The 23158-nt window shown below is 26.6% G+C and carries 21 protein-coding genes; all 21 read right to left on the bottom strand.

Features of this window, described 5'->3' with window-relative positions; translation table 11 throughout:
* Positions 1 to 24 precede the first annotated feature (24 nt).
* The 21 genes from RDY08_RS04430 to recG all read right to left on the bottom strand — a co-directional run bounded on the left by RDY08_RS04430 (position 25) and on the right by recG (position 23145).
* Positions 25 to 603, bottom strand: a complete 579-nt coding sequence (locus RDY08_RS04430) for an IMPACT family protein (protein ID WP_307905223.1) — start codon at positions 601 to 603, stop codon at positions 25 to 27.
* Positions 600 to 1829 (bottom strand): DUF2225 domain-containing protein, encoded by a 1230-nt coding sequence (locus RDY08_RS04425; RefSeq protein ID WP_307905222.1) that lies wholly within the window; start codon positions 1827 to 1829, stop codon positions 600 to 602. The genes RDY08_RS04430 and RDY08_RS04425 overlap by 4 nt, the downstream gene beginning before the upstream one ends.
* Entirely contained in the window at positions 1798 to 2916 is a 1119-nt protein-coding gene (carA, locus tag RDY08_RS04420) for a glutamine-hydrolyzing carbamoyl-phosphate synthase small subunit (protein ID WP_307905221.1), read from the bottom strand. Before carA ends, RDY08_RS04425 begins: the two co-directional genes overlap by 32 nt.
* Positions 2917 to 3092: 176 nt before the next feature.
* Positions 3093 to 3698: a trimeric intracellular cation channel family protein gene (locus tag RDY08_RS04415; protein WP_307905220.1), complete on the bottom strand. Its 606-nt coding sequence runs from the start codon at positions 3696 to 3698 to the stop codon at positions 3093 to 3095.
* On the bottom strand, positions 3699 to 4997 hold the full coding sequence (locus RDY08_RS04410) for a dihydroorotase (RefSeq protein WP_307905219.1): 1299 nt from the start codon (positions 4995 to 4997) through the stop codon (positions 3699 to 3701).
* A gap of 102 nt (positions 4998 to 5099) precedes the next feature.
* Positions 5100 to 6113, bottom strand: coding sequence for an anthranilate phosphoribosyltransferase (gene trpD / locus RDY08_RS04405; RefSeq protein WP_307905218.1), 1014 nt, complete (start codon positions 6111 to 6113; stop codon positions 5100 to 5102).
* 46 nt (positions 6114 to 6159) lie between these two features.
* A complete protein-coding gene (locus RDY08_RS04400; protein ID WP_307905217.1) occupies positions 6160 to 6963 on the bottom strand; it encodes a site-2 protease family protein in 804 nt (267 codons plus the stop codon).
* A gap of 233 nt (positions 6964 to 7196) precedes the next feature.
* On the bottom strand, positions 7197 to 8051 hold the full coding sequence (gene folD, locus RDY08_RS04395; protein WP_307905216.1) for a bifunctional methylenetetrahydrofolate dehydrogenase/methenyltetrahydrofolate cyclohydrolase FolD: 855 nt from the start codon (positions 8049 to 8051) through the stop codon (positions 7197 to 7199).
* Positions 8052 to 8060: 9 nt separating this feature from the next.
* The gene (locus RDY08_RS04390; RefSeq protein ID WP_307905215.1) at positions 8061 to 8690 is read right to left on the bottom strand and encodes a redox-sensing transcriptional repressor Rex; all 630 of its coding nucleotides are present in this window, start codon (positions 8688 to 8690) and stop codon (positions 8061 to 8063) included.
* Positions 8687 to 9631: a methionyl-tRNA formyltransferase gene (gene fmt / locus RDY08_RS04385; protein WP_307905214.1), complete on the bottom strand. Its 945-nt coding sequence runs from the start codon at positions 9629 to 9631 to the stop codon at positions 8687 to 8689. The genes RDY08_RS04390 and fmt overlap by 4 nt, the downstream gene beginning before the upstream one ends.
* A gap of 1 nt (position 9632) precedes the next feature.
* A complete protein-coding gene (gene def, locus RDY08_RS04380) occupies positions 9633 to 10148 on the bottom strand; it encodes a peptide deformylase (protein WP_307905213.1) in 516 nt (171 codons plus the stop codon).
* A 9-nt stretch (positions 10149 to 10157) separates the two neighbouring features.
* On the bottom strand, positions 10158 to 12311 hold the full coding sequence (gene priA / locus RDY08_RS04375) for a replication restart helicase PriA (RefSeq protein ID WP_307905212.1): 2154 nt from the start codon (positions 12309 to 12311) through the stop codon (positions 10158 to 10160).
* Positions 12312 to 12884, bottom strand: a complete 573-nt coding sequence (locus RDY08_RS04370) for an anthranilate synthase component II (RefSeq protein ID WP_307905211.1) — start codon at positions 12882 to 12884, stop codon at positions 12312 to 12314.
* Positions 12868 to 13269 carry a response regulator transcription factor gene (locus RDY08_RS04365; protein ID WP_307905210.1) on the bottom strand — a complete coding sequence of 134 codons (402 nt, stop codon included), beginning with the start codon at positions 13267 to 13269 and terminating at the stop codon, positions 12868 to 12870. Before RDY08_RS04365 ends, RDY08_RS04370 begins: the two co-directional genes overlap by 17 nt.
* Positions 13266 to 14654 (bottom strand): anthranilate synthase component I family protein, encoded by a 1389-nt coding sequence (locus tag RDY08_RS04360; RefSeq protein WP_307905209.1) that lies wholly within the window; start codon positions 14652 to 14654, stop codon positions 13266 to 13268. Before RDY08_RS04360 ends, RDY08_RS04365 begins: the two co-directional genes overlap by 4 nt.
* Before the next feature lie 377 nt (positions 14655 to 15031).
* Positions 15032 to 16990, bottom strand: coding sequence for a PASTA domain-containing penicillin-binding protein (locus RDY08_RS04355; RefSeq protein ID WP_307905208.1), 1959 nt, complete (start codon positions 16988 to 16990; stop codon positions 15032 to 15034).
* A 5-nt stretch (positions 16991 to 16995) separates the two neighbouring features.
* A complete protein-coding gene (locus RDY08_RS04350) occupies positions 16996 to 17775 on the bottom strand; it encodes an aminotransferase class IV (RefSeq protein WP_307905207.1) in 780 nt (259 codons plus the stop codon).
* The gene (locus RDY08_RS04345) at positions 17775 to 18149 is read right to left on the bottom strand and encodes a response regulator (RefSeq protein WP_307905206.1); all 375 of its coding nucleotides are present in this window, start codon (positions 18147 to 18149) and stop codon (positions 17775 to 17777) included. Before RDY08_RS04345 ends, RDY08_RS04350 begins: the two co-directional genes overlap by 1 nt.
* Positions 18149 to 19909, bottom strand: a complete 1761-nt coding sequence (locus RDY08_RS04340) for a motility associated factor glycosyltransferase family protein (RefSeq protein WP_307905205.1) — start codon at positions 19907 to 19909, stop codon at positions 18149 to 18151. Before RDY08_RS04340 ends, RDY08_RS04345 begins: the two co-directional genes overlap by 1 nt.
* A gap of 11 nt (positions 19910 to 19920) precedes the next feature.
* Positions 19921 to 21075 (bottom strand): signal recognition particle-docking protein FtsY, encoded by a 1155-nt coding sequence (ftsY, locus tag RDY08_RS04335; RefSeq protein ID WP_307905204.1) that lies wholly within the window; start codon positions 21073 to 21075, stop codon positions 19921 to 19923.
* Between the two features lie 24 nt (positions 21076 to 21099).
* Positions 21100 to 23145 carry an ATP-dependent DNA helicase RecG gene (recG, locus tag RDY08_RS04330; RefSeq protein ID WP_307905203.1) on the bottom strand — a complete coding sequence of 682 codons (2046 nt, stop codon included), beginning with the start codon at positions 23143 to 23145 and terminating at the stop codon, positions 21100 to 21102.
* Positions 23146 to 23158 lie beyond the last annotated feature (13 nt).

Below are 23158 nucleotides of genomic sequence, written 5' to 3'. Positions count from 1 at the left end.
ATTTTTCACATCCTTTTAGAGATATTAATTTTCAATAATAATTATTCCATTTATCTTTTTTAATTTTTTTATGTTCTCTTTAGTTGCAGACAATGTATATGTAACCCTTTCTTCAAATTCTTTTCTCAATATATTAATTTTCAATTCATTCAAATAAAAATCTATTTCATTTATTTTTTTATAACTAAAATCTATTACAACTACAGATTTTTCCACTATTTCTACTATTTCAGATTCTTCAATTGCTAATTTTGCTGCTTTTGCATAATTTCTAATAAGTCCACCTGCCCCTAATTTTATCCCTCCAAAATACCTGGTTACCACTATTACAACATTCCAAATATCTCTGATTGCTATTAAATCTGCAATAGGCTTTCCTGCTGTATTTTTAGGCTCTCCATCATCATCAAATTTAAAGCTTTCCACTCCACCGGAATATATTCTATATCCATACGGATTATGTCTCGCATCTTTATGTTTTTCTCTAATATATTCAATAAATTCAATTGCCTCTTCTTTTGTTTTTATTGGTTTTATATATCCTATAAATTCAGATTTTTTTTCTTCAAATTCAATTTTATGCTCTTTTTTTATAGTTCTCATTTTTTATTTTTTTTTGCCTCCTTAACTAATTCCATTTGCGCATCTGACATTCTAAGTATTGCCTTTTCTTTTTTTACTTCTGGATCTTGCTTAACTTTCATAAAATATTTTCCAGCTTTATCTAAGTCCCCTAATCTTCTATATAGTTCACCTAATAAATAGATAAGTCCCAGCTCTGAAAGTTGTCCTCCAATTTTTTCACCACTTGACAATGCCTTTTCATAATAATCTGTTACCAACCTCATAAACTCCATCTCTACATCTATATCTCTTTGCTCTCTTGCAATCCAACAAGCTTTCAAATATAAACTCCCAAAAAAAGCATTACTCTGTTTTCTATATCTATATGACATAATAGCAAGCCTATAACTTAAAATTCCCAATTCGTTATTTCTAGGCAAATTAAAATCAGCTTTATTAGCAATTTTTTTTCTTTTACTTTTATCCTTAGCTATTTTTTCTATTAATTCCATATTAACATCTTCAAAATCTTCTCTTTTAGATGCATATAAACACTCTGGACAAACCCAAATATCAAAAACTAAAGGATTTAAAAAATCATAAATTTCATGAAAATCACTTTCTTTTTCTTTTATAGGCAATGATTTACTCTTGAAATTATATGTTATAAAATTTGTTCCACATACTGGACATTCTACCTCTTTTTCCCATATAACTTCGTCTAGTTTTGTCTTTTCTTTTTGTTTCTCTTCTAATGAATGTAATTTCAAAGCTATATCCTTTATTTGTTCTTTCAGCTCTTTTACATTCTCATCTAAGCTTTCATCTATTTCAATATCACATAATTCATCTAAAATTTCTTTTGATTTTGTAGCTATTACACCTAATTTTTCATTTTTATCTAATTTTAAAGATTGTTTCACTCGTCTCTTTAACATATCCAAGTTTATAGGCTTTACTAAATAGTGTATTATATCAAAAGATGCCGCTTTAATAACCTTTTCTTTTTGACTTTCACCTGTTAAAATTATTACAGGTAATTCTTTATTTTTTTCTCTTATTTTTTTCAAAACTTCTAATCCAGAAATATCCGGCAAATTTATATCTAAAATCACTAACTCTATATCTTCAGACAAAATCAAAGAGAGGGCCTCTTTGCCCCTCTCTGCATCTAATATTTCATATTCTTCTCTCTTTAATGTTTGTTTATATAGATGATGTGCTGCATGTACATCATCTACTATTAGTATTTTGTGTCTTATCATTTTGTCTCATCTCCATCATTTTTATGAATTCTTCAAAAATATGGTAACTATCATGCGGTCCAGGACTTGCCTCTGGATGATGTTGAACTGTTAATAGCTCTTTTTCTTTATAAGTTAATCCTTCAACTGTATTATCATTTAAATTAATATATTTTATTTCCCCGCCCTTATCTTTCAAACTATCTGCATCTACAGCAAATCCGTGATTTTGAGCTGTTATTTCTATTTTCCCGCTGTTTACATCTTTTACTGGCTGGTTCCCACCTCTATGTCCAAATTTCATTTTATAAGTTTCTCCTCCAAGAGCCAAAGAAGCTAATTGATGCCCTAGACATATTCCAAATACTGGAACTTTACTTATAATTTGTTCTATATTTTTAATTGCATAATCTACCGCTGCTGGATCTCCAGGTCCATTTGATAAAAATATCCCATCTGGATTTAATTCTAATATCTCTTTTGCTGAAGTTGTAGCTGGTACAACAGTTAAATCACATCCTAAATTTTCAAGAATTCTCAAAATATTTTGCTTTACTCCAAAATCATAGACAACTACATTATATTTTTTTTCATTATTTAATTTATTCCACTTATATATTTTATCTGTAGTTACCTCTTTTACAAGGTCCAACCCTTCCATTGAAGGAGCTTCTTTTAATTTTTGTGCAAGTTTTTCTACTTCAAATTCAACAGTTGATATAATTCCATTCATTGCACCTTTTTCTCTTATTTTTTTAGTAATAGCTCTTGTGTCTACTCTTTGTATACCTATTACTCCATTTTCTTTTAAATATTCTGCTAAACTTTTTTCACCTCTAAAATTTGAATATTCTTCATTATAATTTTTTACAATAAACCCTGCTGCTTGTACTTTTTCTGATTCTACATCCTCAGAATTTACCCCATAATTTCCAATTTCAGGACAAGTCATTGTTACCAATTGACCCCTATAAGATGGATCAGTTAAAATTTCTTGATAACCAGTCATTGAAGTATTAAAAACCACCTCTCCGATTATTTCTCCTTCTGCTCCAAAACTTTCTCCCATTAAATAGGTCCCATCTTCAAAATATAAAATTGCTTTCATCTAATACCTCCTAAATATATTAAAAATTTTTATTAATTAATTGCAAATTCTTTTAATCTAATATGTTTTTATGTTTTTATGTTTTTGCCTTCTATCTTAAATTAGTGTAAATTAGTGTAAATTGGTGGCAAATTTTTTTCTTTTCTTTTTTCTTTTAACTTTTCTAATTTCCCCAACTAATGCCCTTTATATTTAGGCAAATGCAAATCATACTTTACAGCAACTATTCTTCCTAAAAATATTCCAAATATAATAATATACATTGTCATATTTTTACTTAAAAAATCGTACTTTACACTATAAAAATAAAATGCTGACCCTAAAATACAAAACAAAGCATACACTTCTTCTTTTAACACAAATGGTATTTCCCTTACCAATAGATCTCTAGTGACTCCACCAGCAACTCCTGTTAAAGTTCCCATTATTACTATTCCAAGTACCCCAAGTCCTTTATCCATTCCTCGTGCTGCACCTATTATTGTAAAAACTGCAAGTCCTGCTGCATCAAATACCTTAATTATCTTAGAGTAATTTTCTACTCTTCTCCCACCAATATATGTTAGTATTGCTACAACTATTGCAAAATACATATCTGTTTCATTTTTTAATACCATTGGCATATCATTTAATAACAAATCTCTTAATATACCTCCGCCAATAGCAGTTATTGTCCCAAGAACAACCACTCCTAAAATATCTAAATTGTACTTTAATCCTTTTAATGCACCAGATATTGAAAACACTATTACTCCTATTATATTTAAAATTTCAATAACCATTTATCCTAAAATCTCTCCATTTTTCATAACAATATTTCCATTAACTATTGTCATATATGGCTTACCATAAAGTTCCATCTCATTAAACGGAGTATTAATTCCTTTTGAATAAAATTCATTTTTGTTTACAATCCATTTTTTATCTATATCTATTATACTCAATTTTGCTAAATTTCCTTTTTTTATGCCACCCTTTATTTTTAAAATCTTTCTTGGATTAATTGATAAAAGTTCTGCCATTCTATTCAAATCAATAACATCCTTTTTCAAAAGTTCTGTTACTACTAATCCTACTGCAGTTTCTATTCCCGATATTCCAAAAGGAGCAAAATCATATTCTACGTTTTTATCAACTTTTGTATGTGGTGCATGATCAGTTGCTATTACATCAACTATCCCATCTCTTATATACTCTATAATTGCATCTCTATCTTTTTTATTTCTAAGTGGCGGATTTACTTTTGTATCTGTACTATAATCTTGTTTTTCTACTTCTTCATCTGTTAATGTAAAATGGTGTGGTGTTACTTCTACCGTTACATTAACACCTCTTAGTTTTGCTTCCTTTACCATTCTTAATGATCCATTTGTAGAAGCATGTGCAATATGTAATCTTGAATTTTCCGCCTCACATAAAATTATATCTCTATCAACCATTATTTCCTCTGCTGAATTTGGAATCCCTTTTAATCCAAGTTTTATAGAATATTCTCCCTCATTCATTACCCCATCTTTTGATATATATACATCTTCTGAATGTGATATCAAAGGAATATCAAATTGCTTTATATATTGAAAAGCTCTTCTTGTCAACATAGAATTTGTAACTGGATGTCCATCATCAGATACAGCAACTATTCCACTTTCAAACATTTCTCCAATTTTAGCTAATTCTTCCCCTTTTTCTCCTTTTGTTATTGCTCCTATTGGATAAATTTCTGCCAATTTTAATTCTTTAGCTTGATTTAATATATAATCCACAACTACTTTATTATCACAGATTGGATTTGTATTTGGCATAGGTGCAACTCCTACAAAACCTCCTGCAACTGCTGCTTTTAATCCAGTTTCAATTGTTTCCTTATCTTCTCTTCCAGGTTCTCTTAAATGTACATGCATATCTATAAATCCAGGAAAAACTGTTTTACCTGATAAATCATATATTTTTATCTCTTTCGCATTATTAATAGAAATATTTTCTCCTATTTCTACTATCTCTCCATTTTTAATTAAGATATCCATTTTACCATACAATCCATTTTCCGAATCTACTACAAATCCATTTTTTAAAACATACATTTAAAAACCTCCTCTATTAATTTTTATTATTTATTTTTTGTTTTTTATTTTCTAAACAAACTTATGCTTTACTCAAAAAATAGAAGGGGATTACCCCTTCTATTAACTATTAGTAAATTTCACATATTCATTAAGTTTATTTAATGCTTTACCAGAATCTAAAATCTCTTCTGCTTTTTTTATTCCACTTTTCAAATCATTTACCAAACCAGTAATAAATAGTACAGCTGCACTATTTATTATAATAATATTTCTTTTTGCCCCTTTTTCTTTTCCAGACAATATATTTTTTATAACTTCTCCATTATATTTTGCATCTTCACCTTTTAGATCTTCAACACTATTTTTTTCAAAATAATCTTCAATATTAATACTATATGTTTTCACTTCTCCATTATTAACTTCTCCAACAAAAGTTTTTCCTGTTGTTGTTATTTCATCTAATCCATCTTCTCCATGTACAACCATTGCTCTTTTTATACCTAAATTATTAAGTACATTAGCAATAGGTTCTACTAAATCTTTTGAATATACTCCCATTAATTGATATTCTGCATTTGCAGGATTTGTTAATGGTCCTAAAACATTAAAAATAGTCCTTACACCTAATTGTCTTCTTGGTCCAATAGCATATTTCATTGATTTATGATGAGTTAATGCAAATAAAAATCCTATTCCAACTTTTTTAATTGATTCTTCTACTTTTTCTGGTGTAATAGAAAGATTTACTCCTAATGCTTCTAATACATCTGCACTTCCACTTTTAGAAGATACTGATCTATTACCATGTTTTGCTACGCTAATTCCCGCCGCTGCTGCTACAAATGCAACTGCAGTAGATATATTAATTGTTCCTAAATTATCTCCACCAGTTCCACAAGTATCTAATAAAATTTCTTTTTCAGGATAAATTTTTAAAGATTTTTCTCTCATAACAGTTGCTGCTCCTGTTATCTCCTCAATTGTTTCACCTTTCATTTTCAAAGCAATTAAAAAGCCAGCAATCTGTGCATCTGTTGCTTTTCCTTCCATTATTTCATTCATAACATCAATCATTTCTTCTCTTGTAAGATCTTCCCTAGAGGTAACTTTTTTTATTCCCATTTTTATATCCATATTCTCACCTCTTATTTTTTATTTTTCAATATTTTTTTACAATGTTTTATAATATAGAAAATATAATTTTTAAGAAAAAATTAAATATAGGTTCTATAATCATTTGTATTACATTTAAATATAAAAGCACTACAAGTATTATCATTCCATATTTTTCCATAGAATTAAGAAGTTGTTTCCCTTTTTTATTTACAAACACCTCTAAAATTCTAGAACCATCTAATGGCGGTATAGGTATTAAATTAAATATACCTAAAGCCATATTTATAAATATAAAATATATAAAAAACAGAGCTAATCCATTTTGTATATTAAATATATTTATACTCATTCCTTGCATTAAGCTAATATAAATTGAATAAATAACCTGTTGCGAAAAAAATATTTTCAAAATTAATGTTGATATTATAACATTAATAAAATTAACTGTTACTCCAGCTATAGCAACTGTAAACAGTCCTATTTTTTTATTTTTTAGCATAGAATAATTTATTGGCACAGGTTTTGCCCATCCTATTACAAATGGCGAACCCATAAAAATTAATATCATTGGTATAGTAATACCAATTGGATCTATATGTTTTACAGGATTTAAAGTTAATCTCCCAAATATTTTAGCAGTTGGATCTCCATTTAAAAATGCCACATATCCATGAGCAACTTCATGCAAAACAATTGCAAAATACATTGCTATTATCATAATTATAATACCTGGATTTAATATGACTTTTTTAAATAGTGCAATAAAAATTAATATAATTAATCCGCCATATACATATTTAGCTATTGGAGAAATATTTCTGTTCATTTGTCTAAATTTATAAACATATTCGTTAAATTTGCTTTTCATTAATCTCCACCCTCTTTTTTATCGTGATTAGATATAAAATCCTAACCTCGTTTATAGTATAATATTTTATCAATTATATCATATTTATACTGGCTTTACAAGTAAATTTATCCCAGTATACAGGGTAAATTATTTAGAATAATAGCATAATTTCTTTTTTGAATAAATTTATACTTTCCTACTAAATAAAAAAGCCTTCCTAAAATTTTAGAAAGACTTCCATATTATAACTTTTATATTTTTTTACTTCTTTTAAATGAAATTAATGTGTTTTTCATAAGCATAGCTATTGTCATAGGCCCAACTCCACCTGGAACAGGTGTTATATAACTACATTTATCTTTTACATTTTCAAAATCTACATCTCCACATAATTTCCCATCTACTCTATTCATCCCTACATCAATTATAACAGCTCCATCTTTAACCATATCTTCTGTTATCAATTTAGCTCTTCCTACAGCTGCTATAATAATATCCGCTCTTTTTACCACACTAGCCAAATCTTTCGTTCTACTATGCGCCACTGTTACTGTTGCATTTTCTTGCAATAATAATAAAGCCATAGGTTTCCCTACAATATTACTTCTTCCAACTATAACTGCTTCTTTTCCTTCAATTTCAATGTTGCTCCTTTTTAGCATTTCTATAATTCCGTATGGAGTACATGAATAAAAGGCACTCTCATCTCCTACTGCTAATTTTCCAACATTCAAAGGATGAAATCCATCTACATCTTTTTCTGCTGATATTCTGTTTAGAACTTTTTTAGTATCAATTTGTTTTGGCACTGGTAATTGAACTAAAATTCCATTAATTTCAGATTTTTCATTTAATTCATCAATTAATTTTAAAAGTTCTTCCTCTGTTGTATCTGCACTTAGTTCATATTTTTCAGAATGAAAACCTAATGCTTTACATGCTCTTTCTTTTGAATTAACATAAACTTGCGAAGCTGAATTATCACCTACTAAAATTACTGCAAGTCCAGGAACAGCTCCCATTTTTTCTTTTAATTCTGATACTTCCGTTTTTATTTCATCTTTTATTTCAGATGAAATCTTTTTCCCGTCAATTAATTGATACACGTTTACCTCCTATTTTAATTTTCTTTCTTTCCAGTAATTTAGTTCTTGAAGTTTCCCATATAAGTCTATATTTTCTATAACTACTCCTTCAGGAATATCTAACTTTACTGGTACGAAATTTAATATTGCTTTTATTCCTGCTTTAACCAAAACATCACAAACTTCCTGTGCTGCCATTTTAGGTACTGTAATTATTGCCATTGCAATATCTTCTTTACTAGAAGTAAAGTGTTCTATCTCTTTTAAGTCTCTTATTTTTTTCCCCATAATTTCTGTGCCTATTTTTTTCTCATCTTTGTCAAATAGCCCTGCAATATTAAAACTTTCTTTTGTAAATTCAGGCTCAGATAAAAGAGCTGTTCCTAATCTACCTACTCCAACCAATATAATATTATTAGTTTTATTCACTCCTAATATTTTTTCTATATCACTATGTAATTTTCTAATATTATATCCTTTTCCTCTTATACCAAATTCCCCAAAATTTGATAAATCTTTTCTCACTTGTGCAGCAGTAAATCCCATTTTTTCTGCCAAACCTTCTGAAGAAATATAATCTTCTGGATTTAGATTTTCCAAACATCTTAAATATTTTGTTAAACGTTCTATGACTCTTGGTGAAATTTTTTCTTGCTTCATATTTTCTCCTCCCAACTAAAAATATCTCCTAATTTTACAAAATTACCATTAATTAAATCTTTACCAGTAATAATTTTTTTATTTTCTGGCCTTATTTTTTTTAATAAAATTGCTCCATTATTCGATTTTATTATTGCCCCTTTATTCTTATCAATTTCTACTACTTCTCCACAAACTCCATTATAATTTTTTTCTATTTTTTCAACTTCATATATTTTATATCTTTTACCGTTTGAAACAGTATATGCTGTTGGAAATGGATTTAATCCTCTTACAAAATTATAAATATTCTCTTTTGTATCATTCCAATTAATTTTTGCTTCCTCTTTTTTTATTGGCTTTGTAAAAGTAGCACTACTATGATCTTGTTCTTCTTGCTTTACTTTCCCTTGTTCTATTAACTCCATTGCTTCTAACAAAGCTTCTTTACCTACCACTTTTAATTTATCATGTATAGTTTCAAGAGTGTCATCTTCTTCTATTTTTAGCTCTTTTTTCAAAATCATATCTCCAGCATCTAATTCTTCTGCTATATACATAATTGTAACACCAGTTTTTTCTTCTCCATTAATTATCGCATGATGAATTGGAGATGCTCCTCTATATTTAGGCAATAATGACCCATGCACATTAATAACTCCATATTTTGGCATATCTATTATAGAATTTGGTAATATTTTCCCATATGCAACTACAACAATTATATCTGGTGCCAACTCTTTTAATATTTCTAATGTTTCTTCTGATTTAACGCTTTTAGGCTGATAAATTGGTATTTCATTATCTAATGCAAACTGCTTTACTGGTAAAAATCTTATTTTTTTACCTCGTGAATTTGGTTTGTCTGGTTGTGTAAAAACAGCAACAACATTATATTTCTCATATACTCCTCTTAGCGAATCTACTGCAAATTCAGGTGTTCCCATAAAAACTACTCTCATTTTATTTCTCCTTTGCTAATGCTTTTAACGCTTCTCTTTTTAATTTAGCTAATTTATTACTTATTAATCTTTTCCTGATATTTGAAACTTTATCTACAAAAAGTACTCCGTCTAAATGGTCAATTTCATGTTGAAATGCTCTAGCTAAAAGTCCGTCAGCTTCTTCTGTTACTTCTAATCCATCTTCATTCAAATATTTAACTTTTACCTTTGATGGTCTCTTTACTTTTTCATATATATTTGGAATACTTAAACATCCTTCTTCTGCAATCTCTTCCTCTCCAAATCTTTCAAGAATTACAGGATTTATTATTTTTCTTAATTTTCCATCAGTATCTATTATTACAACTTTTTTATTTATTCCAATTTGAGGAGCTGCTAACCCCACTCCTGGTGCATCATACATTGTTTCTATCATATCTTTTAACAGTTGTTTCAAATTCTCATCTATTTTTTCTACTTCAATAGATTTTTTCCTTAATACTGGGTCTCCATATTTTTTTATCTCTAAAATCATTTTTTCCTCCTAAGCCATATTAACTGGATCTACATCAATTGTAATCCTAACATTTTTATTTTTTATTTTAAATTTATTATACTCTTTTTTTAATTGCTTTTTTAAATTATTTATCTCTTTTCTTTCACCTTTTATAAAAATTTGATATCTATATCTATTTTTAATTTTGTAAATAGGTGCTTCAAATGGTCCATATATTTCAAGTTCGCTATTTTTAATTAAGTTATAAAATTCGTTTGCTTTTTCAAATAGTTCTGATTCTTCAACAGATGATATTATTATATTTATAATCTTACCAAAAGGTGGATACTCTAATTCTTTTCTTAAATTAATCTCCTCTTCATAAAATCCATCATAATCTACTGTTAAAGATTTTTGTATAACATAATGTTCAGGTATGTATGTTTGTATTAATACTTCTCCATCCTTTTTGCCTCTTCCAGCTCTTCCTGATGATTGCACTATTAATTGAAATGTCCTTTCTCCTGCTCTAAAATCTGGAAAATTCAAAGTAGAATCCGCTGACACTATTCCAACTAATGTAATATTTGGAAAATGAAATCCCTTTGCTATAATTTGAGTTCCTAATAAAATTTCATATTTTCCATCTAAAAAATCTTTATATATTCTTTCATAGCTTCCTTTTTCTTTTACTGTTTCAGAATCAACTCTTAATATATTTACATCTTTAAAATACTCTTTTAAATCGTATTCTAATTTCTCAGTACCCTTCCCATAATATTTTAATTTTTTACTTCCGCACTTGCTACAACTACCTAAAAAAACTTGCTCTTTCCCACAGTAATTGCACTTTAGTTTATTTTCTTTTTTATGATATGATAATGATACAGAACAATCCTCACAAGTTTCAACATGTCCACACTCTTTACATTGAATAAAATTTGAATACCCTTTTCTATTTAAAAATATTAATACTTGCTCTTTTTTTCTTAGCCTTTTAGATATCTCTTGTAATAATTTTTCACTAAAATTATCCTGCTTTTCATCTTTCATATCCACTATCTCAATTTTAGGTAATTTCGCATTATTATATCTATTTTTTAATTCTATTAATTCGAAAACTCCTGTTTTTGCAAAATAATAACTTTCTATTGATGGTGTTGCACTTCCAAATATTACTTTACACCCTTCTAGTTCTGCTCTTTTTATAGCTACATACTTTGCATTATATCTAGGTTCTGATTCCTGTTTATATGTAGTTTCATGTTCTTCATCCACTATTATATATTTTAAATTTTTTATTGGGGAAAAAATTGCTGAACGTACTCCAACAACTACTCTTTTATTTCCTAAATATATATCTCTCCATTCTTTTCCTCTTTCCATATCAGATAATCTACTATGTAAAATAGCTATTTTATCTTCAAAACTTCTCTTTAATCTCTCTGTCATTTGAGGTGTCAAAGAGATTTCAGGTATAAGAAATATAGCTCCATCTCCATTTTCTAAAGCTTCTTGTATTAACTTAATATATATTTCCGTTTTACCTGAACCTGTTATCCCTTTTAATAAAAAATACTTTTTATTAGAACTAGAGATTTTATATTTAGCATTTTTCTGTTCATTTGTCAAATCAGATGTTTTATTTATTTTTATACTATATTCACTTTTATCATAAAAATTATTATTTTTATTTAAAACTTCTTTTTTTAAAGTTACCATGTTTTTCTTTTCAAATTCATCTAATAATTTTTTGCCAAATTTTGAAATAAGTGTAGATTTTGCTGCATTTCCTCTTTTTTTTATATAATCTATAAAAGCCTGTTTTTCTGTTTCTAATGGCATTTCAAAAAGTCTGTTGCTAGCATTATAAAAATATTTATATCTATATTTTATCTTTACATTTTTAGGTATTGCTGCTGTTAATACCTCTCCAAATTCTGTTAAATAATAATCACTAATCCATAAGAAAAGTTCTATCATTTTAGAATCAATTTTTATTTCATCAGGTATTTTTTCTATAATATTTTTTACTTTAAATTTAAATTCTCTTTCTTCCTCTTCAAATAATATTAATGCTGCCTTTTTCTTATTTCTAAAATTTACAAAAACCCATTCCCCAACTTCAAATTCATTATTTTTATCTCCATATGTAAAATAAGTAGTCTTTGTATCGCTAACATAAAGTGAATAATATCTCATCTATTTTCTAACTTCCTTCATGAAGTTCTCTAACATTTTTAATCCATCCTCAGTTAAAATAGATTCTGGATGAAATTGAACTCCTTCTATTAAATATTTTTTATGTTTTATTGCCATTATTTCATCTTCTTTAGTCCATGCAGTAACTTCTACTTCATCAGGTAAAGTTCCATTTTTTATAATTAAAGAATGATATCTAGTAGCCTCAATTGGATTTTTCAAACCATTAAAAACACCTTTATCTAAATGATTTATTTTTGAAATTTTACCATGCATTATTCTCGATGCTCTAATTATTTCTGCACCAAAAGCTTGGCCAATCGTTTGATGCCCAAGACATACTCCAAAAATTGGATATTTTCCTTTTAATTGTTTTACAACTTCTAATGATATTCCTGCTTCATTTGGAGTACAAGGTCCAGGCGATATTACTATTGCTTCTGGTTTTATTTTTTCTATTTCTTCAATAGATATTTTATCATTTCTATATACTTTTACATCTTCTCCTAACATTCCCAAATATTGTACTATATTGTAAGTAAAAGAATCATAATTATCAATCAATAAAATCATTTTTCTTTTTCTCCTCTACAACTTTTTCGACTAACTTAACTAAATTATCTATTGGAACAGGTTTTTCTATAAAACCATCTGCACCATTTTCTAAAGCTTCTTCTTTATCTTCAGAAAATGCTTTTGCTGAAAACATATAAATTGGTATATTCCCTAATTTTTCAATTCCTTTTATTCTTCTACATACTTCATAGCCATCAGGTTGCCCTTCTGGAAACATTATATCTAATATTATCATATCTACATCTTCTAATTCATCTAAATATTTATCATCCCATTTTTCTTTTACTATTACATCATATTTATATCTTTTTAATACAAATTCTACAAATTCCAAAAGCTCAGGTTCATCATCTAAATAAAAAATTTTCCCTTTTGCCATCATTCTTCATCACCTCTTATTTTATTTTGGTTTATTAACGTTTCAAATGATACAATCATTGCTCTTGCTTTATTTATTGTTTCTTTATATTCCCTCTCTGGAATAGAGTCATATACTATCCCTGCGCCTACTTGAAAAAAGATATTTTTATTTTTCTTAATAAAGCTTCTAATTATTATATTTAAATCCATAATTTTATTAAACCCTATATAGCCAATACTTCCTGTATAAAAACTCCTTCTTGTTGGCTCTAATTCATTTATTATTTCCATACATCTTATTTTAGGAGCTCCTGTAATTGTCCCTCCTGGAAAAACTGCCTTTAACAAATCAAATTCATCATATTTTTTATTTAATTTACCTATAACATTAGAAACAATATGCATTACATGTGAATATTTTTCAATTTCCATTAATTCATCAACTTTAACAGTTCCATATTCACAGACTCTACCTATATCATTTCTTTCTAAATCTACAAGCATAATATGTTCTGCTCTCTCTTTTTCACTCATTATTAATTCCGATTCCATTATTGCTTCTGTATTATCTTCTTTTCTTCTTGTGCCTGCAATTGGCCTAGTTTCTACTTTATCACCATTTAAACTAATTAATCTTTCTGGTGATTGACTTATCAATGTAAACTCTTTAAATTTTGCAAATGAAGCAAAAGGTGATGGATTTATATCTCTTAAAATCTCATATAATTTAAATTGATCTTTTGACTCTATATCACAAGAAAATCTTTGACTCAAATTTACTTGAAATATATCGCCTGCCTTAATATACTCTTTCGCTTTTTTTACAATATTATAAAATTTATTTTTTTCCATATTGACATTATAGCTTTTTAATTTTTTATAATCAATATCTTCTAATTCTGTTTTTAATTTTTTTTTGTTCTTAAAATTAAAATCCCAATCGAATTTTTCTTTTGTAAAATTTATTTCATAAAATTTATTTTTCTTTTCATCTCTTATAATAATTAACTGTGGTATTACAAAAATAGCATCTGGTAATTTCAGATCATCTATTGTAGTTATATCTATATCCTCTATATATTTATTAAATTCATAAGAAATAATAGATATATATCCACCTGTAAAAACATTATTTAAAAACTCTATGTTTTCTACACAGTTCATATTTTCTGATTTTATTTTTCTCAAAACATCAAATATATCTCCTTCAATTATTTCTATATTATCAACAAATATTTTGTTATCTTTTATTATTATTTTACTTTTAAATTCACCAACTATATAAGAAAAATTTGACAATTTATCTGCACTTGGAGAATCTAATATCACAAATTCTTTATTAAAAGATTTTATGTTTTTTTTATAAAATTCTACTATATTTAAATCATATATTCCTAATTCTTTCATTATTTTATTATCTCCTAAGTAACAAAAATAGGTTTCTCATATTTTTTTATAAAAACAGCTAATTATTTGCATATTTTATAACAAAATAGGAAGATTCTTTTTAAGATATTCATAATTAATTATATCACAATTATTTCTAATTTAAAAGTTTTTTTACTATGGAACGTTTAAAAAATAATGTTCTCATATTTTTTTATAAAAACGCTTAAAGAATGTTTAAAAATAATTTTATATCTTTTGTTATAAAAACGCTTGAACCATTGCGTATTTTAAAACAAAATAAAAAGGTTGTTTTTAAATCATTCCTAAAACATTGCGTATTTTAAAACAAAATGGGAATGTTATTTTTAAGCCATTCCTATATAACTTTCAGTTAATTATTTTTCCTGAAATTTCAAGTAAACCTTATCAATTTTATTTTTAGGTGTTCCTGGTTTAGGACTCTGAAAAGTTATTTTTCCTTCTCCTTCTATTTCTACATTTTGAGTTATATTACTTATTTCACCTAAAGCTTCTCTTTTAGTTTTACCAATTAAATTTGGCATATAATTCTTTATATTACTATTGTCTGCTTTTATCTCACTATTTTCAATTGCTGTCTCTCCGTTTAGTATAACTGTTTTAGTTTCTAAATTATTTGGTAAAATATCTTTATATTTAGCTATTCTTTCAAATACGTTTTTTATAACAGGGGCTGCTATTTGCCCACCATATATTTTTTTACCTTTTGGTTCATCATAAACAACTAAAGCTACATATTTAGGTTTTTTTAATGGTAATACTCCTACAAAAGATGCTGTATACTTTCCTTTACCATATTTTCCATTTTCAGCTTTTTGAGATGTACCTGTTTTTCCACCAATATCATATCCTTCTATTTTAGCATTTTTTCCAGTCCCATTTTCTACTACATCTCTTAAATATGTTTTTATTAATTCAGATGTTTCTTTTGAAATAGTTCTGTTTCTTATTTCTGGTTTATTATTATCAAAAATAATATCTCCATCTTCTATTCGCTCTACTATTCTGGGCTTATATAATATACCACCATTTACAACAGATGTAAGTGCCATTGCTAATTGTATTGGAGTAACTGCAATCCCTTGCCCAAAACTCATAGTAGGTATTTTTACTCCACTCCATTTTTTAGGATTTCCTATTTTCAATGAACTTTCTTTGAATAATTTTATTCCTGTTGGAGCACCAAATCCATACCTATGTAGCCAATTATTAAAAGAGGTTTTGCTAAATCTTTCGCCAATCTGAACCATTCCTACATTACTAGATTTAGATATAATCTTTTTTAATGTAAGATATCCTATTGTTGAATTATCATGATCTTTAATTGTACGATCATAAACTTTTATTTTACCAGGACAGTAAAATATATCATCTGGTTTAACAATCCCTTCATCTAATGCTGCTCCCATTATTAATGGTTTAAAAACTGACCCTGGCTCATAAGTATTATATATCACATTATTTTTTATATATACTTTATTGTCTGTTGCTGGTAAAGACACCATTGCTAATATTTTTCCTGTATTAGCTTCTACAATAACCCCTGCCGCCCAATTTGATTTTGTTTCTTCAAACATTTTATACATCTCTTCATATAAAATATGCTGCATTGTATAATCAATTGTTAAAACTATTGTCTGTCCATCTTTTGGACTTATAAACTCCTCTTTTCCGCCAAAAGATAAACTATATTTTTCTTTAAATTTAGATACTCTTGAAAATCCTTTTGCTCCTTTTAATCTTTTATCAAACATTTTTTCTATTCCATATTTTCCTTTTTTATCCCCGCCTACAAATCCAGTTATGCTATTAAAAATATAAAAATTTGGATATATTCTTTTTGTATCTTCTCCTACAAAAAATCCATTTATTTTATTTTTAATAAATAATTTTTTTATTTTTGATTCTGTTTCTACAGAAATTGATTTTCCAACTTTATAATATTTACTTTTTTTACTTTTTTTATCTAATATAGTTCTTAAGATTTGCTTTTTATCTAATTTTAAATTTTCAGACAAAATAGCTGAGGCTTTTTCTTCTTTCCCATTTTCTATTTGTGTTGGATCCAATATAATTTGATACATTGGTATATCATATGCAATTTCTTCTCCATTTAATGTTTCTATTTTCCCTCTATGCCCAATTGGAGTTCCGTTTTGATAATATTGGTTATAAGCCTCTTTTTTCCAAAATTTATTGTTAAAAATTTGTATCATCGAAAGTTGATAAATTGCTACAATAAAAGCTATTATAATTATAATATATATAATTATAACTTTCGACTTTAAAGTTATTTTCAGACTTATTTTAAACACCTCTTTCATTTTTGCAATATTTTTTTATATTCATTTTCAATTTTAGTTATAAACTCATGTTTTTGCTTTAATTTATTATCTATCTCTTTAACCCATAACAAACCATTTTTCATTAAAGAATTAGTAAAAAATATCGAATCTGCCTCTAATAATTCATCATAATAATAATGCCCTTCTTCAATTTTAATATTATTTAATTTGGATATTTCAATAATTTTGCTTCTAATTATTCCATTTAATATATTTAAATCTAAGCTAGGTGTAAAAATTTTATCTTCTTTTATGAAAAATATATTGCTAATTGTACCTTCTGTTATATGTCGATTTCTATTAATAAAAACACCTTCATAATAACTGTTTTTTTTCAACTCTTTTCTAGCCAAAATATTATTCATATAGTTTAAACTTTTCAAAAATCCCAATTCATTTTGAAAATAACTTTTAATTAATCCAACTTTAATACCATTTTTTTCTTCTCTAAGTTTAATTTTATTTAAAGAAACGTAAAATAGATCTTCTGCTACAATAACCTTAACTTTAAATTCTTCATCTTTTTCTATATTTTCTAACATAATCAAATCTTCGACTATATTATACAGATATTCAATATCATATTTCAAATTTAACCCTATTCTATTAATTCCATTCTTCAATCTATTAAAATGTTCTTCAAAAAAATATAATTTTTCTCCTTTGCCACCTATTGTTTCAAATAACCCATACCCATATTCAATAGCTTTTAATATTTTGGATTCTTCTTCAATCTTTCCATTTAAATATATCATTATATCTCTCCATCTAAAACCATTCGTATTTTTTTTATTATTCTTCCCACTTCAAAAGGTTTCATTATGTAATAACTCACCTCTAATTCTTTAGCTAATTTAATATCGTTTTCCATCCCTTTAGCTGATAATATTATAATTTTTTGTTTATCTAATTTTAGTTCACTTCTTACAAATCTAACTAAATCTAAGCCACTTTTTATTGGCATCATCAAATCTGTTAAAATTAAATCATAATTTTTAGATTTTAAAAGTTCTTCTGCCTCATATACATCTTCACATTCTTCAACCATGTAGCCTGATTTATCTAAAGTATATTTTAGAATTTTCCTAATGTATGGCTCATCATCTACAACTAATATCTTTTCATTCATTATTCTTCCCCCAAACACTCCAAAGTATATTCAACTGCCTCTTTAATCCCTTTATATAATTTTAAATTTGATTTTAATATATCGTTCAAATCCTTATTATTAACCTTTTCTTTTATAACTGTTGATATTATTGGTTGAGTAATATATGTTATAAAAAAAGAAACTTCTAACTCTTTTTTTAATTCTATATCTATTTTATCTAATTTATCTGAAAAAACTTTGTTCGGATTTTTTTGTAATTTATTTATTACTTTTATCCCCTTTTCTACAATTTTTAAAAATTTTATCAATTTGCTTTTTAAATCTTTTTTTCCATCTTCTATCTTTTTTAATCTCTCATTAAAATCAATAGTATCTATTTTTGATTCTAAAATTTTTCTAAAATCTATATTTTTATCAGCTATATATTTGAAATATACATCTTTTAATGTCATTATTTCAGTCCCTGATATTTTTGCTCCTCCTTCAGTTGCATCAATAATTTTTAACATATTATTTCCAGCTTTATCCCCTGCAATAAATCTTTCAAAATATTGCTTAAATGTAAAAAATTTTCTATCTGTTAAAATTTTTTCATTAAATATATCTAAAACTTCCATTTGATGAATGTCTTCGCTCTCTTCTTTCACTTCATCATTTTCATATACTGTAGAAGATACATGTGATTTTCCACCACTATAAGCCAAATCTTGCCCTAATAAAATTATTGGATTACAACCAAGTTTTATTGCAAAATCATATGATGAAATTGCAACTGTTCCTCCACTTTTTACAAATCCCATTTCCCCTAATATTTTTTCTGCCCAAGCACTCACCACATCTTGGGTAACAAACCCTACTTTTATTCCTTTATGTTTAGAAGAAATTTTAGGATTTAACATTGGCTCATATGCTAATGGTATCTCTTCATAATCTATTCTACTAAAATGTTCCCAATTTGGTTCTCCACCATCTACTGAAACAATTATATCAGGCTCAATTCCTTCTGCTAAAAGTTTTTTCAATACTGTTCCTACTGCGATTATTAACGCTTTATTTTTTATCCATTTCAAATACATAATATTTTTATCTAATGAAGGTCCTGCAGCCACAATTACTGCTGGCATATTTTTAAGTTCATTAAAAAGAGATATTGCAGGTATAGATTTTGCAAAGTTTTTTAAATTCATAAATCTATTTTTCTGCCACATTTTAGAAAATTCAAAAATAGTAGCTGTATTCACTAAATTATTACTTAAACTATTTTTCATTTCAGATATAAACTCATTATATTCTTTTGAATAAAATTCAGACTCCACTTTATGAACTATAACCTCGTAGTCTAACGCAAATCCAACTTTTAAATTTTCTTCCAGCTTGTATATAAATTCAAATTTTTGTGAAGTATGATATATAAATATATTTTCATTTAATAACATCTTATCAAAATTTCTTATTTCAAAAAGCTTTTTTAATAAACATAAATTCTCTTCTATAATAAATATTTTAGTATCAGATTTTATATGTTTTAATATCTCTTCTAAATAATATCCAAATCCAATTCCAAATAGTGTAACTACTTTTTTCTCTTTAATAGAATAATTTGAAATTACTTTTTCTGCTTCCTTATATGGGTTATATTTACTATGAAGAAATTTCCCATTTAATTTAGCTGTATATTCACCATTTTTTGTGGATATAACTTCGACTTCTTCACAGCTATTATCTAGTTCTTTTAACATTTTATATAATTTTATATTTTTCCCTTGAAGATTTTTCATAATATCTCCTCTTATTCAAAAATAGCGTTTATAAATTCATCTGCATCAAATTCTCTTAGATCTTCAATACCTTCTCCAACTCCTATAAATTTAACTGGTTTTTTTAATTCTTCAGATATTGCAAATATTATTCCACCTTTCGCAGTCCCATCCAATTTTGTTATTACAAATCCTGTTAATTTAGTAACTTCATTAAATACCCTTGCTTGGGTTAATCCATTTTGTCCAGTTGTTCCATCAATTACTAATAGAGTTTCATATGGTTCGTTTTCTCCAATTTCTTTTTTTATTATTTTATTAATTTTAGACAATTCATCCATTAAATTCTTTTTATTATGAAGTCTTCCTGCTGTATCTATTATAGCCACATCCATGTTTCTGCTTTTAGCTGCCTTTAGCGTGTCAAATACAACTGCTCCAGGATCAGCTCCTTGAGAATGCTTTACTATATCCACCTCTGAACGAATCGCCCACTCCTCTAATTGTTCTATCGCTGCTGCTCTAAATGTATCAGCTGCTCCAATTATAACTTTTTTCCCTTCAGATTTAAATTTTGATATCATTTTTCCTATTGTAGTTGTTTTTCCTACTCCATTTACTCCAACAACAAGTATTATATTTAATCTGTCTTCTTTTAACTCTATTTTATTATTTTCTCTAATTAAAAATCTTTCTAATACATCTTTTAACACATCATATACTTTTTCTGCTTCTTTTATTCCTCTTGTTTTAACTTCTTTTTCTAAATTTTCTACTATTTTAAGTGTCATATCAAATCCAATATCTGATTGAATCAATAGTTCTTCCAAATCTTCATACATTTCATCATCTATTACTGACCTTCCAGAAAAGAAATTTTTTAATTTTCCAAATAATCCTTCTCTACTTTTTGTTAATTTTTCTTTTAAGCTAGTAAAAAAGCCTTTTTTTTCAGTTTTTTTCTCTTCCAATTCTTCTTTCTTTACTTCTTCTTTCTTTACTTCTTCAATTTTTTCTTTTAAGCTTTCATCTTTTAAAATATCTACTTTTTCCTCTTTTATAGCATTTTCTACTTTTTTATTTTCTATATTACTTTGAAATTTTTCTGACTCCTCTTTTTTATTAACCTCTTCTTTTTTCTCTACCATATTTTTCTTTTTAGACCCTTTAAAAAACTTTTTAAACATAACTAAAATTCCTCCCTATATAAATTATATGTTTTTTTCTATTTCAAATTTTAATATTTTATTGTTAATTTTTCCTTTTGATTCTGATAAATATTTTTTAGCTTCTTCTCTTGCTAACTTTATTGTTTTAATATCATGTACTATATCTACAAATCTCAAATCACTTATTCCACTTTGTTTTGTTCCAAAAATTTCTCCCGATTTCCTCAATTTCAAATCTTCTTCTGCTATTTTAAATCCATCGGTACTCTCTTCCATTATTTTTAATCGTGTTTTGCTAATTTCATTTTTTGTATCTGACAATAAAAAACAATATGATTTATGCTCTCCTCTTCCTACTCTTCCTCTAAGTTGATGTAGCTGTGCTAAGCCAAATCTTTCAGAATTTGAAATAACCATTATTGAAGCATTAGGAACATTTACTCCAACTTCTATTACAGTTGTAGAAACTAAAATTTGTATTCTATTTTTCACAAATTCTCTCATTATTTCTTCTTTTTCATTTCTCTTCATTCTACCATGTAAAATTTTTACACTATTTTTTTTGAAATATCCATTTTTTAGTTTTTCATACAATTCAACAGCAGATTGTAAATTTAATTTTTCAGATTCTTCTATAAGTGGTGCCACAATATAGCATTGCCTGCCTTCACTTAATTTACTTTTTATAAATTTATACATCTGCTCTATTTCATTCCCATTTTTTATCCATTTAGTTCTTATTGCTTGCCTGCCTGGTGGAAGTTCATCTATTATCGACACATCCAAATCGCCATATATACTTAGTGCTAATGACCTTGGAATTGGTGTTGCACTCATTACTATCAAATTAGCAAGAACTCCTTTTTCTCTAAGCCTTTTTCTTTGAATAACTCCAAATTTATGTTGTTCATCAATAACTATTAACCCTAATTTTTTAAATTTTACATTGTCCTCAATTAAAGCATGAGTTCCAACCACAATATCTACTAATCCATATTTTATTTTATTTAAAATCTCTTCTTTTTGTTTTCCTTTAATAGAACCAGTTAAAATCTCCATTCTAATTCCTATTTCATTTAATCTGTCAACCATTCCCAAATAATGTTGTTCTGCTAAAATTTCAGTTGGTGCCATAAATACACCTTGATATCCATTATCGGCCATATACAGTAACATTATAATCGCAACTATTGTTTTCCCTGAACCAACATCTCCTTGAATTAACCTATTTACTATTTTCCCATTTTTAATCTCTTTATAAATGTCAGTTATTACTCTCTTTTGTGCATTTGTTAAATCAAAATTTAACTCTTTCAAAAAATCTTTAACTTTATCTTTTTTATCTAATAGATAATATTTCCTGTTATTTTCATTTTCCAATTTATATCTTCCATATAATATTTTAAATTCTAACATTAAAAGTTCTTCTACTGCAAATCTATGTTTGCACATTTCAATATCTTTATTATTTTTAGGGAAATGGATTAAAGCAATTGCTTCATCTCTATTTAATAGCTTATATTTGTTTATTATCTCATCTGGAATCAGTTCTAAAATATATTCTTTATATTTTTCTATACAATTTTTTATTATTTTTCTCATTATTTTCTGACTTAATCCACTTATCAAGCTATAATTCGGTAAAATTTCAGCTTTATATTTTACTTTTTCAGATACATATTCATATTCTGGATTTACCATTTTTAGATAATAATCTCTTTTTATTTCTCCAATAACATAAATTTCTTTTCCAGGAATAAGCTTATTTTTCAAATATGGCATTTGAAACCAAGAAACTTCTATAATCCCTGATTCATCTCTTAATTTTATTTTATAAATAACTTTTTTGTTCCTAGTTCTGATTAATTCTCCTGTTAATATAATTCCTCTTAAAGTAACAAATTCTCCAACTCTAACATTAGATATTTTTTTTATATTTCTTCTATCTTCATATCCTCTTGGAAAATTATATAATAAATCTTTTACTGTAATTACTTTAATTTTGTTTAATTTCTCTATAGTTTTTTCTCCTAGCCCTTTTATATTTGCTTCTTCCAATTTAATATATAATTTTTTATATCTTTCCATTAAGACTCACCTT

The organism is Haliovirga abyssi (assembly GCF_030295325.1).
Classification (GTDB): domain Bacteria; phylum Fusobacteriota; class Fusobacteriia; order Fusobacteriales; family Haliovirgaceae; genus Haliovirga; species Haliovirga abyssi.
Note: the sequence above shows the minus strand (reverse complement) of the source record. Positions and strands in the feature narration are given on the sequence as shown.